General features: G+C 44.7%; 14 protein-coding genes. 5 read left to right on the forward strand and 9 right to left on the reverse strand.

Annotated elements, in window-relative coordinates; genetic code table 11:
* Positions 1–61: 61 nt before the first annotated feature.
* Positions 62–979 (forward strand): phosphatidate cytidylyltransferase, encoded by a 918-nt coding sequence (locus tag V6669_RS29545; protein WP_076213755.1) that lies wholly within the window; start codon positions 62–64, stop codon positions 977–979.
* A gap of 352 nt (positions 980–1,331) precedes the next feature.
* On the opposite strand, the gene V6669_RS29550 is transcribed toward V6669_RS29545, so the two are convergent.
* Together V6669_RS29550 and V6669_RS29555 are read right to left on the reverse strand one after the other, a co-directional pair.
* Positions 1,332–1,910: a hypothetical protein gene (locus tag V6669_RS29550; protein ID WP_338589406.1), complete on the reverse strand. Its 579-nt coding sequence runs from the start codon at positions 1,908–1,910 to the stop codon at positions 1,332–1,334.
* A 444-nt stretch (positions 1,911–2,354) separates the two neighbouring features.
* Positions 2,355–2,732, reverse strand: a complete 378-nt coding sequence (locus V6669_RS29555) for a LysM peptidoglycan-binding domain-containing protein (RefSeq protein ID WP_338589408.1) — start codon at positions 2,730–2,732, stop codon at positions 2,355–2,357.
* Between the two features lie 304 nt (positions 2,733–3,036).
* On the opposite strand from V6669_RS29555, the gene V6669_RS29560 reads away from it, so the two are divergent.
* The 3 genes from V6669_RS29560 (at position 3,037) to V6669_RS29570 (ending at position 5,509) form a co-directional block, all read left to right on the forward strand.
* Entirely contained in the window at positions 3,037–4,089 is a 1,053-nt protein-coding gene (locus tag V6669_RS29560) for a trifunctional transcriptional activator/DNA repair protein Ada/methylated-DNA--[protein]-cysteine S-methyltransferase (RefSeq protein WP_338589410.1), read from the forward strand.
* Positions 4,090–4,166: 77 nt separating this feature from the next.
* A complete protein-coding gene (locus V6669_RS29565; protein WP_338589412.1) occupies positions 4,167–4,940 on the forward strand; it encodes an isocitrate lyase/phosphoenolpyruvate mutase family protein in 774 nt (257 codons plus the stop codon).
* A gap of 50 nt (positions 4,941–4,990) precedes the next feature.
* Positions 4,991–5,509, forward strand: coding sequence for a hypothetical protein (locus tag V6669_RS29570; protein ID WP_338589414.1), 519 nt, complete (start codon positions 4,991–4,993; stop codon positions 5,507–5,509).
* A gap of 163 nt (positions 5,510–5,672) precedes the next feature.
* Here V6669_RS29570 and V6669_RS29575 read toward each other — a convergent pair whose 3' ends face one another.
* From V6669_RS29575 to V6669_RS29605, 7 genes are all read right to left on the reverse strand, one after another.
* Positions 5,673–6,371: a hypothetical protein gene (locus V6669_RS29575; RefSeq protein WP_338589416.1), complete on the reverse strand. Its 699-nt coding sequence runs from the start codon at positions 6,369–6,371 to the stop codon at positions 5,673–5,675.
* On the reverse strand, positions 6,368–7,243 hold the full coding sequence (locus V6669_RS29580) for an ABC transporter ATP-binding protein (protein WP_338589418.1): 876 nt from the start codon (positions 7,241–7,243) through the stop codon (positions 6,368–6,370). Before V6669_RS29580 ends, V6669_RS29575 begins: the two co-directional genes overlap by 4 nt.
* Positions 7,240–7,620 carry a GntR family transcriptional regulator gene (locus V6669_RS29585; protein ID WP_091035491.1) on the reverse strand — a complete coding sequence of 127 codons (381 nt, stop codon included), beginning with the start codon at positions 7,618–7,620 and terminating at the stop codon, positions 7,240–7,242. Before V6669_RS29585 ends, V6669_RS29580 begins: the two co-directional genes overlap by 4 nt.
* 99 nt (positions 7,621–7,719) lie before the next feature.
* Positions 7,720–7,890 carry an aspartyl-phosphate phosphatase Spo0E family protein gene (locus V6669_RS29590; protein ID WP_091035488.1) on the reverse strand — a complete coding sequence of 57 codons (171 nt, stop codon included), beginning with the start codon at positions 7,888–7,890 and terminating at the stop codon, positions 7,720–7,722.
* Between the two features lie 257 nt (positions 7,891–8,147).
* Entirely contained in the window at positions 8,148–9,530 is a 1,383-nt protein-coding gene (locus V6669_RS29595) for a transcriptional regulator (protein ID WP_338589423.1), read from the reverse strand.
* 272 nt (positions 9,531–9,802) lie between these two features.
* Positions 9,803–10,720, reverse strand: coding sequence for an aldo/keto reductase family oxidoreductase (locus V6669_RS29600; RefSeq protein WP_076213731.1), 918 nt, complete (start codon positions 10,718–10,720; stop codon positions 9,803–9,805).
* 147 nt (positions 10,721–10,867) lie between these two features.
* Positions 10,868–11,758, reverse strand: a complete 891-nt coding sequence (locus V6669_RS29605; RefSeq protein ID WP_338595087.1) for a diacylglycerol kinase family protein — start codon at positions 11,756–11,758, stop codon at positions 10,868–10,870.
* A 380-nt stretch (positions 11,759–12,138) separates the two neighbouring features.
* Here V6669_RS29605 and V6669_RS29610 point away from each other — a divergent pair, with 380 nt between their 5' ends.
* On the forward strand, positions 12,139–13,656 hold the full coding sequence (locus V6669_RS29610) for a leucine-rich repeat domain-containing protein (protein WP_338589427.1): 1,518 nt from the start codon (positions 12,139–12,141) through the stop codon (positions 13,654–13,656).
* The last annotated feature ends 230 nt before the right edge of the window (positions 13,657–13,886 follow it).

Genomic DNA, 13,886 nt, shown 5'->3' on the forward strand with positions numbered 1-13,886 from the left:
TTCATAATAACATAGGTACCCTATAATGGAATCTTACTTTGAATAAGCAGGTGATCGGTACGTGAGCAGTTCACTCTTTACACTAACGTTAATCTTCACAGCTTTACTTGTGATACATATCGTGTACAAAATTATTGCAAAGCTTCAGCCAAGCAAAGACTATTCAGGCATCGGCCAAAAAATCAAAACCTGGTGGGGTATGTTTGTGATCTTCTGCCTCGCCACCCTTTTTAACCCCATCGTGTCCCTCATCTCCCTTATGGTGCTTGCATTCTTCTCACTCAAAGAATACTTCTCCATGATTCGCAGCACACGTAAAGCCGACCGCAGGCTGTTCCTGTGGGCGTATCTGGCGATTCCGGTTCAGTTCTACTGGATCTACATTGGATGGTATGGCATGTTTATCGTGTTTATTCCCCTATATGTGTTCCTGGTGCTGCCCTTGCCACGCCTGATTAATAAAGGTACGGTCGGGTTCCTGCGCAGTGTCAGCTCCACACAATGGGGACTAATGCTGATGGTGTTTGGGCTGAGCCACCTGGCCTATTTCCCATTTGCCACACCGGAATACGGCTCTAAGCTGGTACTGTTCCTCGTCGTGTTAACACAGCTTAATGATGTGGTGCATTATCTGGTCTCTCTCTATCTGGGCAAACGAAAAGTGGTGCCTACCGCCAATCCATTTGTCACTTGGGAAGGGTTCGCGTGTGCGTTCATTGTAACGACAGCAACTTCTTATTTCATCCATCCCTACCTGACTCCATTTGATTGGAAATTCTCGCTGTTCATCGGGGTGTTGATCAGTCTGGCCGGATTCTTCGGCAGTCTGACGGTGTCTGTACTGAAGCGCGATCTGTTAATTGGAGATGACAACAAGTTCGATTCGCTCAAAAAAAGCTACCTGAGCCGGGTCGACAGCCTTACCTATACCTCGCCGGTTATGTTCCACGTAGTCCGTTATTTCTTTGACTTTATGTAGCAACTATATAAATTGAACTAAAAAGTAATTTTTACACTTGCCACTCCGATGACAGAACAACCTTCAGATCGCTGTTATCCCCCGATTTTTTAACTAATTTTATAAAGGTGAAAATCAGGGTATAAAGGCGAAGTTTATGCTTCCGAAGCAGCTTTCCTTTAGAAAGCTTTTAGCTCCGCTTCTTCTGGTTATTTCTGCCCTCTACGTTCTCGTGTAAATCTTCAGTTCAATCTTTATAGATGTAGCAACAGACAGATCGGCGATCTTGTAATTATGTATGTCAAAAAAAGCAGCCCAAGTGGCTGCTTTTCCTGTTCAACAGACTCCTGACGGAGCCTTCATGATATGCCTGCTACTTCAACGTAATTTCTTTCTCGGACATGATTTCGTTCCCCTCATCATTGGTGAAGACAAATGTCGCTTTGCCCCGCTCGCCCTTCATCTCATCCGAATAGATAAAGCCTGAGAACTGTCCATTGCCGCTAAAGTAAAAGCCATCTTCTCCATTTCCACCATGTTCAATGGCTTCCTGTAGCGAATTCACAATCGTCACCGTGTTAGACGTCCATCGCATCTCCGTTAGTGTATACCCCTTCGGAACCTGTTTAATTCCAAAATCAAAGCTGTTACCCTCGCTCGGTTTCTCCGACTGGTCAATGACGATATCAATCTGCTCAGACGGTTCAGTGGATTCCGATTGAGCCGTAGGCTTGCCCTCATCACCACTGGCACTGCCTTTGTCATTGTTATTCTTCGCATCCGCATTCGGAACAGAGTTTTCTCCGGCTTCCTCTACAGGTTGCTTCGATTGCGGATAGGCGTGCTCCTGAACCGATTCATTATTATTCTTGGCGCCACAGGCACTAACTAATAGCGAAATACAGAGCACAGACATGCAAAGTGCAGATTTCTTTATATTTATTTTCATCATCTACTTCTCCCTTCATCCATTTACAGCACATATATCTATATCAGTTGAACTAATCATTTACACGATAACGGAGAGGACAGAAAAAACCTGAAAAAGCGAAGCTAAAAGCTTTCTGCAAGAAAGCTACTTCGAAAGCATACAGCTCGCCTAAAAGCTTTCTGAAAGAAAGCTGCATCAGAAGCATACGCTATCCCCGGATTTTCCTCTTCGGAAAAGGGAATCAAAAAATCTGGGGATAACAGCGATTGGAAGGTTATTCTGTCATCGTAGTGTCAGTGTAAATATTCTTTAGTTCAACTTATATAGCACACCACTTACTAATCACTACACCATATCGTCCCTCATGAAGCTCCATTATATGTAAATGATTAATAAATTCAGTATGGAACTGCACCTCGATGAGTAAAAAAAGAACTCTGTTCATGACGTCGATCACTGTTTAATTTATCGATCAAACCCAGGCAAGACCAACACTTGTCCAATCTGAATGGCGTTATGCTCGATTTTGTTCACTTTCTTGATTGCTTCTACATACACACGAGTGTCCATCTGCTGAGGTTTATGTGCCAATGAAATGCCCCACAGTGTATCTCCCTGAGATACAACGATCTGGTCCCCCGACAACAATTGCTCATCCCCGGCAAATGCAGTGAATACAGCACTACACCCTATGATTATAATTAGAGTTATGGTGACGATCTTCACTAGCCAGGTTGGCGTTTTCACACGTTGCATGAATTGATCTTTAACATACATTGTGCGAGACTCGGACGTTTTGGTATAAGCGGATTCATAAATACTTTTGTACGTGGAATATTTCATTCTAGTCGACCTCCAAACTTTCGTTCCGCTAATCTTTAATTTCATGTTTACCTATGTATTTTTCCTATAACAATGAATGATCAATAATTATATTTTTCACTATATAGGTATCCTTGCCTAAGTAACCCTACACTGATAGGTCTATACTACCAGTTCACTCTAAACAAATTCTGAACAACCGAATTTCAATGTGATAGGCAATTTAATCTATTCAATATTCATGCCTGATTTTCGGCGATGCTTGCTGCAACGTTTTTCTATAATAGGTGTAGATAAAGATTCTAATGAGTAAGGATGTGCCCCCATGATTTCTGCTGATCTGAAGGAACAATATTACGAGGCGCTTGTAGCCAAAGATTCGGAATACGAGGGTTTATTCTATGTTGGAGTCCGAACCACAGGTGTGTTCTGTCGTCCCACATGCCCTGCGCGAAAGCCAAAATTCGAAAACTGCGAATTCTATGAGACGGCTCAGCAGGCACTTCTGGCCTCTTTTCGCCCTTGCCAGCGCTGTCGTCCGCTCTCTCACCCTAACCAAGTATCCGATGTCGTTCGCATATTAGTGGAAGCTGTGGAGAAAAATCCGGAGAAACGCTGGAAAGAACAGGATTTCAAGGCCCTCTCCATCGACGAATCCACTGCTCGCCGTCAGTTCAAGAAGCGGTTCGGCATGACCTTTGTTGAATATGCTCGCGCTCGCCGCATGGGACTTGCCCTGAAAAATATTCGCTCCGGCCGCACCGTGATTGATAGCCAATTATCTACCGGATATGAGTCAAGCAGCGGCTTCCGCGATGCCTTTTCACGGATCATGGGTGCCGCCCCTACGCAAGTCGATGAAGGACATATCCTAAAAGCGTCCTGGATTGACACCCGCCTCGGCCCGATGATGGCCATTGCAGATGAGGAGTCGCTATATTTACTGGAATTTGTGGACCGCAGAGGTCTGGAGCGCGAAGTTGAGCGTCTGCGCAAACGAACCAAATCAGCGATTGTACCCGGTACTACAGCTCCCATCCAGTCCATTGAGCGTGAACTAAACGAGTACTTTCAAGGTATTCGGACAGCATTCGACACACCGTTGTTCTGTTTAGGAACACCATTCCAAAAGCGTGTGTGGGACGAGTTGCTGGCCATTCCGGCTGGTGAAACGAGGTCATATCAAGAGATTGCAAATGCACTGGGAAAACCGACTGCTTGCCGAGCTGTGGCACAGGCAAATGGGGCCAATCAGCTTGCGATTGTGATTCCATGTCACCGTGTAATTAATGCCAGTGGGGAACTGGGTGGATACGGCGGGGGATTAACTCGCAAAAACTGGCTTTTGACTCACGAGAAACAAAAACAGGGTAGCTGAAAAACAGAATGAAGTAATGAAGTACGCATCAAATGTCCAAAGGAATGCATGATATAACAAAGGAGAGTCAACATAATATGAGTACCTTAGAAGAAAAAGCAACGTTGTTCCAACAATACCATGTGAAAGGAAAACCACTTGTTCTGGTCAATGTGTGGGATGCCGGAAGTGCACAAGCCATTCAATCCGCTGGAGCAACGGCCATCGCAACCGGAAGCTGGTCCGTTGCTGCGGCCCATGGTGAGCAAGATGGGGAAGCCATGCCATTCCATCTGGTGCTTGCCAATCTCGCACGGATTACAGCGAGCGTGGATCTGCCTGTAACGATCGATATAGAGGGAGGGTATGGGAGGTCTGTGTCAGAAGTGAAGCAAAATATCCTGCAAGTCATCGATCATGGTGCTGTAGGAATCAACATGGAAGATCAACTTCCCACTGGCTTGGGATTGTACTCTGTGGAGGAGCAATGCCCGAGACTGTCCGCCGCCCGGGAAGCTGCGGAGCAGGCAGGCATACCGTTGTTCATTAACGCCCGCACAGATATTTTTCTGCAACATGCACCTGAACACCATAACCACTCCCTCCTGGAGGAAGTACTTATACGTTCGAGCCATTATGCAGATGCAGGAGCCAGTGGTCTGTTTGTACCTGGTTTGCAGGATCACCAACTGATTCAGGAATTGTGTGAGCGTTCACCGCTGCCAATTAACGTCATGGTTACGTCTCCTGAACCTTCACCAAAACAACTTGCTGCACTCGGTGTAGCTCGCGTAAGCTATGGACCATATCCTTATCTGCAAGCTATGGAACATCTGAAAGAACTGGGGAGAAGTATTTTATCGGGAAATTAACTGGAGGGCATGTTATAATCACCTCTATTGAACATTTACAGGAGGCAATTATGCTTAACGTGGAACAAAAGCTTGAAGTGCTACAATCGTATCCCCAACTGCAACGCAAAGATGTTTCTCTCGGTCGTGTTAATTTCCACTACGAGGATAGTGCGTATGATAAAAAAATTGTTGCTCTCCATATTCACCCTAACGGTAACGGTTATATCTATGCAGGGTTACTGCCCAACTATGAGACCGATGCTAAAGGATTCGTCAATATTCGTGATTACTCCGAAGCAGATCTGCGCACCTTGTTAGATGAAACGATCCAAGCGATGTCTCACAATCCCAACGCAGTTGAATTCGAAGAGCCAGAACAAGTAAAAGCTGTTGCTCCTGACTTGTCTACAACCTCTACGGGTGGCGGAACATGGGTCGATGAAGATGGACATACGCTGACTTTAAAATACGAAGATGACATGTGGTATGTGTATTCCGGTGTTAATCTGGATATGGCTTTTGAAACGCGTAGCGAAGCCGGCGAGTACCTCAAAGACGAAGGATTCAAACCGCAGGCTCAGGCTTAAGGGATACACCTTCATTTTGAATTGCGCACAAAGATTGCCGAATAGGTATATTCAGAGATTTAGGATGATACAAAAAACACGAGGCGTGTTCGCACTCGTGTTTTTCTGGTTACAGGAAGTTTCCCTTAGATTCCTTGCCCAGTTCCTTTATAACTGTTTCCTGTCAGTCTTTTTTGGATTTCATGGTAAGCGGCGCATTCTTCATCATCGGGTACGTAGACAGAAGTAGCGTACCACCAATACATCCCAGAACGGTGAACAATGTCATGCGATTGATCCTAGCAATCCACAACGTAAACTCACCAAGATCGCCCAATGTAATGATCAGCGTAATGACCAAGCCTACCCCAAAGAACATAATGAAGAAGTTACGCAACCCCAATCGCATCCAACAAACCGTTGGGAATACAGAGATTCCCAGTACGAGAAAGCCACACATCAGATCGATCCAAAGGTAAGATAAGAAATGATATTTGCTTGAATACAACATGCCCGGTTGATAAAGGGTTACGTCAACAATTCCTTTTTCCTGAAGCAGGTGTATGAGGAAGTACGCCACATGCAGAATGATCATGGTGCCCGCAACCATCCATACCGAATTCATATAGAAGGATTTCATGAATTGAATTCGTGTACTGCCCATTCCAATCGCAACCGGAAACAGTGTAATAATTCCCCCGATTGCAAACGTACATATCCCTCCGTACATGGGACCAAACAGTTGCGTAGCATACGAGACATCAAATATGAAACCAATGGCCAGATATACAACGGTGAGCATTAGAGAGATGGATGTAAATATCATCAAATACAAACGCATATCATCCTGAATTAAACGATTTGTGCCTTTTACTGCGTTCATGGTTTAACCCCCTCTTGTTTACGGGTCCTGTTAACCAAGTAATCCTGTAATGTCGCTTTCTCAATGGAAAGCCCCTGTGCATGAGCGATATCCTTCCACATTTTCGAGTAGGGCTCATCAATCATCACTTTCACAATCGATCCCATTTGGGAAGACTCTATAACTTTAACACCTGCTGTGACTCGGTTGATATCGTCAATTCCCCCTGTTAGAAGAACTCCTTTTTCGCGTATCTCTTCCATTGGTTGATTTAACAACACCTCTCCGGCTTGCAAAACGATAAGGGACTCACATAAGGGCTGAATCTCCTCAATATGGTGGCTGGATATCAGAATCAGACGCGGGTTATCTTCATAACTTTCCAGTAACGCATTGTAGAAGAATTTACGCTTCTCAGCATCGAGCCCATTGGTGGGTTCATCCAGAATGGTTATCTTTGCATTACTGGCAAGACCCAATATAATCTGGGTGGCAGTCTTCATGCCTTTCGAAAATTTAATGATCTTCTTCTTCTCCGGTAGTTCGAACACATCGATTAAACGTTCTGCCAAATCCTGATTCCAATGCGGATGAAAATATTGCCCCATTTGAACCATGTCACTAACCGTCCAGTTTTTCCCTAGGGGATGATTCTCCTGGATGTAACACAGATGCTCTTGGGCGGCCAGATTATTATAGGGGTCTTGACCCATTATTTGAACGGTTCCACTGTCCGGGCGGTTATGCCCTGCCAGTAAACTCATCATGGTTGTTTTACCCGCTCCATTTCTTCCCCAGATTGCACTAATGATTGGCTCACTCTCATGTAGCGTAACCTGATTCAGAACGGGCGTCTTCTGATAGCTATAGTTGACCTGCTCCATATGAATCATAACTCACTCTCCTTATCCTTCTTGCCGCGAATCAGATCAATGATCATGTCCTCATTCATGTGAATCCGTCTGGCTTCTTCAAGTAAAGGCTTGATGTATTCTTCATAAAAATCTTGCTTCCGTTCAACGAGCAATGCTTCTCTTGCTCCCTTTGCAACAAACATTCCAACACCTCGCTGTTTGTATATAATCCCCTTGTCCACGAGTTCCTGCAGTCCTTTGCGGGCTGTAGCCGGATTGATATTGTAGAAGCGTGACAGTTCATTGGTTGAGGGAACCTGTTCTTCCACCCTCAATCTCCCCTCCACAATATCGTCCATAATCATCGTGGCAATCTGATGAAAAATAGGCTGAGATTCATCCAAAGTCGATTTCATGTGCTTCCAACTTTCATACGTATTCATTAGTCAGTTAGTCGGTTAGTTACTCATGTAACTAACTATAGTATACAAAGACGCAAATGTAAATAGGCGAACTTAACTCATTGCCTTTCCTACCTTGGCTCTGTTGTATTGATTAATAAGACCGTCCAGGACTACGGATTGCTGGATCACTTCCGGATGAAGCAGACTGCCGTATTCCATATGCATGCGATATAACAACTGTCTGGCATCTTCGATCCGTGATATCAAATCCAGGCGATCCATAGTATCCCTCCTTTTTGTCATATTTTAGTGTATTATGCCAATCATAAGCGCATGTGAGATACGACATACTTATTCTTCCACTTTGATACACAAAAAAAGAACGCTCCTGAAATGAATTCAGAAGCGTTCTTTACTTTTATTAAGTTCCAAATCCATGATCAGCGGGTCTCATAATTTCGGGGTTCGGGCTTTCGGGATTCGGGCTTTCCTTGCCTGGGACAGGTTCCGTAGCAGGAGCTACGATGAATACAACGATACTACAGGTAGCTATCAGCAAAGCCAACTTTCTCTTCATTGAGTTTCTGCACCTCACTAATTATCATTTTGTATTGCTGTTTCGCCGTCTCAGATGCAAATTCCCGGTATTGCTCAAACAGTCCGACACCTCTAAGCATACCTCGTCCACTGCTAATTTCAATAGAAAATTTTAAACTATCTAGCACAAATTCTATACCTAAATGATATTCGTCTTTCTTTAAATAATATGCACCCAAATCTGCTAAAAGTCGTAAATATCGATCATCCGTAACCTGTCTGCTCACTTTGCCAATTCGGTTACTCTGTTCCTGATAAGTGAAGTACGATTCATACTGTTTGAGAACATGATCAATATCCTTATCATAACGATTAGCCGCTGTTACAATATCACACAGCGCTGGGAATATCTCATTTTCCTTCGTCGAGATATACGCCAGGTAATCTGGTAATACCTCAAACTGTCCACCCATTAAATGATATATATATCGATTAGCTTCAGCCCATTCTTGAAACTGATTCATAACTACGATTTCATCTTTATCCGGGTTCCTCACCCAGCGATTATCCGAATATAAAGAAACATATTTAAGTGCCCCAGTGTAGTCCTTCAATTGATAACAGGCACTTCCTGCAGCTAGATCGGAGTATAGAATATAGAAAACAATTGGTCTTTTTGTCTCTTCTTGTTTCCGTCGGCCATTCATCTCATAATGGATGGACGCTTTTATTTTCAATTTTTCAGATAACTCCTGAACCTTGTCCCATCTATGCAATGCTCCAAAAGCATTAATCAGTTCGTTAAGCGCATCCAACTGGTAGCGTTCATCTAGCCGATCCACATAATATTCGAACCGAGATGCAATAATCAGATTCCGGTGCTGATCATTAGTCAGTCCCAACCGGAACAGTCGATACTGACAGAGTGCAAGCCGCTCGGAATGTTGCATTTTCTCGCTTTCAGCGATATTTTCATATAGAAGAATGGCTGGTTTGAATTTACCCGCTTGGAAGAATTCTTCAGCCACATCAAATAACAAAGGAATATAGGATAGATTATCCATCATCAGACGAATAACCTCTTCAATACAGTCCAACTTGTCCAACTCAGCACAGCGATGAAGGAAGGGTCCCAGTCTTCGCCAGTCCGGGGTCGCGTGTACAAAACACTCATCTATGTATAACTCATAGAAGTAACCTTCTTCAAGTTTCATGGCGGAAGTAATGCGATCCAACTGCTGCATGGCAATAGGTCGATTTTTATTCAAAATATTGCTGAGCGTACCCGAATTAATCCCTGACGTTTCCGAAAAATGACTAATGGACATCTGTTCACGCTTCAGATAACTTTCCAAGTGATCGCGTATCGTGGTTGTCGACTCCAAACGAACACCACCCTCCAAAATAAAAAACATAAACAGGATTATCGGTATGCAAAAGTAATTATATGTAATTAGAAAGTATCGGTCAATATAATAATTTCAACTAATTTGTATTAAAACCATTTTAATCCTTTTATAAAACAGACAATCCTATCCTTATTTTATATCGGAAACGTGCCTGACATCAAACCTCAAAATAGACAAAAAACACGAGCCATCTACGGGCTCGTGTTCTCAACTGACTCAGCAGTCATCATGCTCACTATAACTTGAATTTAAGGCAGTATATTGCCTGCCGCACGGTAAATTTCATACCACTCTGGACGTGTGAGATGAACATCTCCTGCTTTTACACAGTCTTGCAGACGTTCAATATTCATCGTGCCTGTCACAGGTTGCATCTGGGCAGGGTGACGAAGCAACCATGCGATTGCAATCGTTGTATTGCTCACGTCATACTTCGCAGCAATCTCGTCAATCTTTGCATTCAATTCCGGGAACTTGTCGCTACCCAAGAATACACCTTCGAAGAATCCGTACTGGAACGGGGACCACGGCTGAATGGTGATATCATGAAGACGACAGTAATCAAGAATGCTACCGTCACGGTTAACCGCGGCATCGTTCTCCATGTTCACGTTGATGCCACTGTCAATCATCGTCGTATTGGTAATACTCATCTGCAACTGGTTGGCTACCAGTGGCTGTTTCACGTATTTTTTCAACAATTCGATCTGGTTCGGATTCTGGTTGGATACCCCGAAGTGACGCACTTTACCTTCGCGCTCCAGTTGATCAAAGGCTTCAGCCACTTCCTCCGGCTCAACCAAAGCATCAGGACGGTGCAACAGCAGAACGTCAAGATATTCCGTTTTCAGACGTTGCAGAATGCCATCGACTGAATTCAGGATGTGCTCTTTGGAGAAATCAAACATGCCTTTGCGAATACCGCATTTGGATTGAAGAATCATATTTTCACGAACTTGGGGATTCATCTGTACCGCTTCAGCAAAGATCTCCTCACATGTTCCTGTACCATAAATGTCGGCATGGTCAAAGAAATTCGCCCCAACCTCCATTGCAGAACGAACAAAATGTTCGGCTTCCTTACCGTCTAGTGAATTAATCCGCATGCAGCCCACCGCGACTACAGGTACTTCTAGTGCGCTGCTGCCCAATTTAATGGTTCTCAAGATGTTTTCCCTCCATATTCGAATATTATCGTGTATCTTACCTTTGATTGTGACATATATCTGCAATCGGTTTCAATAGATTTATCCTACTTTCATATGGAGAAATGATAGGTTCTTCATTCCAGCCTATAGATCCCAAAGAATAAGTTATACTTCTTCCGGTATGATAACCTCAATATGCCTTGGCAGGACAGTGATGTGAATCGGCAGGGCAGGACCTTCTTCCCCATCTACATTGGTGCGAATGGCTTCGTCTGAGCGAACATGAACCTCTTTGGCGGTAAAATAGTCCACATCCTTATGGTCCTTCAGATTACCAAAAAACAGGGAAGTACCTAGTGTGAGGCTGTTGAACACACTGATGTTACGAACAACAAAACAATGTATCAGACCATCATCCACCTCAGCATCCGGGGACAACTTCTGGAATCCTCCAACCGAATTGGTCAGCGCCGCCAGAAAAAGGGGAGATTCCCCCTCCCAGATCTGTCCGTCATATTCGATGGTTAGATGATTGGCTGGTGTATTCACCAGGTCTTTCAAGCCTTCTTTGAGATATGCGAATGATCCCAACTTCGACTTCTCTTCCGAGGATACGGAGAACAGAGCTTCTGCCAAAGAACCTGCAGCCACAACGTTGGCAAACAGGCGATCATTGATTTTCCCCAGATCCACGATATGGGTCTGATTCGAACGTAACTGCCTAATGGCCTCCTCCGGGTCAAGCGAGATATTCAGCGCACGCGCAAAATCATTCACCGTACCTAGCGGTACCACGCCCAGTCGGGGACGATGATCCTGATCCATCATGCCGTTAATCGTCTCATGTAGTGTACCGTCGCCCCCGATGGAGATGACCAGATCACAGCCGTCTTTGCAGGCGCTCAGACAGTAGTTGGTGGCATCACCTTCCCCGGCCGTCTCATTAACAACTACCTCGTACTGCTGTGACTCCAGAATTTCTCTGACTTGGGACACATACTGCTCGGCCTCTTCCTTACCTGACGATGGATTACTAATGATCATGGCTTGGCGCATACTCACATCTTCCCCTCCAAAATGGCATCTTTACTTCATCTTTACCCGTTTCAAGGGTGGGTTGAATAGGGTCTGCGGGAGATGTTTTATTTTTTTTGATAAACATGTCTCTGAAGAGTGCAGAGCAGGGTTTGTTTCATATAGAATAGAAGTAGAGAATTACCCATTACGAAATTTCTTGTTCCTTTTCCCTGTTGACGGGTTAATAACTATAGATATGCTTTGAGCCGAACCTGCATATGTTAAACTGTTCCATTTACACTGAACACTCCGTGTGCAGAACAACCTTCCGGTCGCTGTTATCGTGTAAATACTATACTTAACTAACTCAATCTGTTCGGATGATTTTATAATTCTAAAAATCGGAGGGAATGCATGCAATGAGAAGAATGACGCTACTATTTCTAGTATTCATCCTGAGTCTCGGGGCATCGGGGCAAGCCATGGCTTACACGACTTCAGACTTGGGCGAGGGAATCATTGAAGATCCCCTACTTGAGGACGGACTGAAGCTAATCCTGAACAAACCTCTGGATGTTCCACTGACTTCATCTGATCTGGAGCAGCTTGAGGTGGTGGATCTGAGCAATGCAGGTATTCAAAGCCTGTCCGGTCTGGAATATGCAACCAACCTGACTCACCTCCGATTATATGGGAATGAGATTGAGGATCTCACACCGCTGGAGCACCTAACCCAGCTTCGCGAGATCGATGTTCGCAACAATTACATTACATCCATAGACGCACTTGCTGAATTGAAAGACTTGGGAAGGCTGTATATCAGCAACAATTCCATTTCATCCATAGAGGTTGTACGTGGGTTCAACCGATTACATACGTTCCACGCCAGCGGTAACCAGATCACTAGTCTTGCGGCCCTCTCGGATGCGGATGCACTGAAGTGGCTTGAGATCTCGAACAATACGATTAGCGATCTGACACCGCTCATGGATAAAACCCGGCTTCAACAACTCAATGTAGCAAACAACCAGGTTCAGTCGCTGGAAGTATTGGCTGAACTGCCAAATACACTACGGAATCTGAATGTGGCAGGCAATCAAATCACGGATCTGACACCACTGGAGCACATGACACGGCTGCGGACACTTGATATCTCCGGTAACCAAGTACAACACCTCAAGGGGCTTGAGGGACTGACTGGGCTGAAGGAGCTGAATGCAGAATCCAATCAGATCTATGATCTGGAACCTCTTCGGCAACTATCCAGCCTGGACGTATTAAAATTATCCAATAACCGGGTGTGGGATCTGACACCGATCGCAGGTTTTACGTTTACCCGTGATCAGTCAGCGACGAATGCCATACAGGATATCTCAACGTCCACCTCGTTATCCTCTGGTATTCAGACCTCTGTCTCAGAGGTTGTGCCTGCGGGGCTTACGGTGCAGAACAACTATCTAGATGTCACAAGTGGCAGTCAGACGATGCAGCTTCTGAACCGGATGAATGTGCGGGAGCAGAAACGAACGCCGCAGGGCAGCTTCCAGCGTCTGATTGAGGGGTCCACCACTGCCTATGTAGGAGATCGCGCTTATGCACTGGATGCTGCACCTTTTATCGATGAAGGGCGGACCTATGTGCCTCTGCGTTTTGTCTCGGAGCAGTTAAACGCCAGTGTGAACTGGAACAGCGGTACACGCGAAGCCGTGATCACACAGAATGACAAGACCATCCGCTGGAGCGTGGGCAACAAACAAGTTGTCGTGAATGATTCACTTGCGATCAATGATGCTCCTCTTCTAATGAAAAATGGCAAAGCATTTGTTCCAGTTCGCTTCATTTCAGAGCAATTCAATACCTCTGTTGGTTACATCGGAAGCAGCAAAACGATTCTGATTTTTGAAAATAAACAGCTTGGTGAGAGTGTACAGCCTTAAGTTGTGTCTCACGTTCTTTTTCAGCCATAAGAGAATATGAGAAACATAGCGCAAGTCCCCGTCTGAACAATCAGCGGGGATTTTTGTTGTGCCATGACAGTTTTGCTATGACATTGGATAATGGTATATGGACATCGCCAATCTCAAGCAAATACAGCATTCCATCTGTCTGTGCGGACATGAACTTGTGACACTCTATCTTGGATTAGGGCAAATTTTACACGGTTTAG

This window comes from Paenibacillus sp. Y5S-9 (assembly GCF_036894235.1).
Classification (GTDB): domain Bacteria; phylum Bacillota; class Bacilli; order Paenibacillales; family Paenibacillaceae; genus Paenibacillus.

What these genes read in the sequence shown, in the direction of transcription:
- V6669_RS29570 (WP_338589414.1), top strand. Translation starts at nt 4,991, where the DNA reads ATGCTTAACGTGGAACAAAAGCTTGAAGTGCTACAATCGTATCCCCAA.
- V6669_RS29555 (WP_338589408.1), bottom strand. Translation starts at nt 2,732, where the DNA reads ATGAAATATTCCACGTACAAAAGTATTTATGAATCCGCTTATACCAAA.
- V6669_RS29580 (WP_338589418.1), bottom strand. Translation starts at nt 7,243, where the DNA reads ATGATTCATATGGAGCAGGTCAACTATAGCTATCAGAAGACGCCCGTT.
- V6669_RS29560 (WP_338589410.1), top strand. Translation starts at nt 3,037, where the DNA reads ATGATTTCTGCTGATCTGAAGGAACAATATTACGAGGCGCTTGTAGCC.
- V6669_RS29550 (WP_338589406.1), bottom strand. Translation starts at nt 1,910, where the DNA reads ATGATGAAAATAAATATAAAGAAATCTGCACTTTGCATGTCTGTGCTC.
- V6669_RS29590 (WP_091035488.1), bottom strand. Translation starts at nt 7,890, where the DNA reads ATGGATCGCCTGGATTTGATATCACGGATCGAAGATGCCAGACAGTTG.
- V6669_RS29585 (WP_091035491.1), bottom strand. Translation starts at nt 7,620, where the DNA reads ATGAAATCGACTTTGGATGAATCTCAGCCTATTTTTCATCAGATTGCC.
- V6669_RS29575 (WP_338589416.1), bottom strand. Translation starts at nt 6,371, where the DNA reads ATGAACGCAGTAAAAGGCACAAATCGTTTAATTCAGGATGATATGCGT.
- V6669_RS29610 (WP_338589427.1), top strand. Translation starts at nt 12,139, where the DNA reads ATGAGAAGAATGACGCTACTATTTCTAGTATTCATCCTGAGTCTCGGG.
- V6669_RS29605 (WP_338595087.1), bottom strand. Translation starts at nt 11,758, where the DNA reads ATGCGCCAAGCCATGATCATTAGTAATCCATCGTCAGGTAAGGAAGAG.
- V6669_RS29565 (WP_338589412.1), top strand. Translation starts at nt 4,167, where the DNA reads ATGAGTACCTTAGAAGAAAAAGCAACGTTGTTCCAACAATACCATGTG.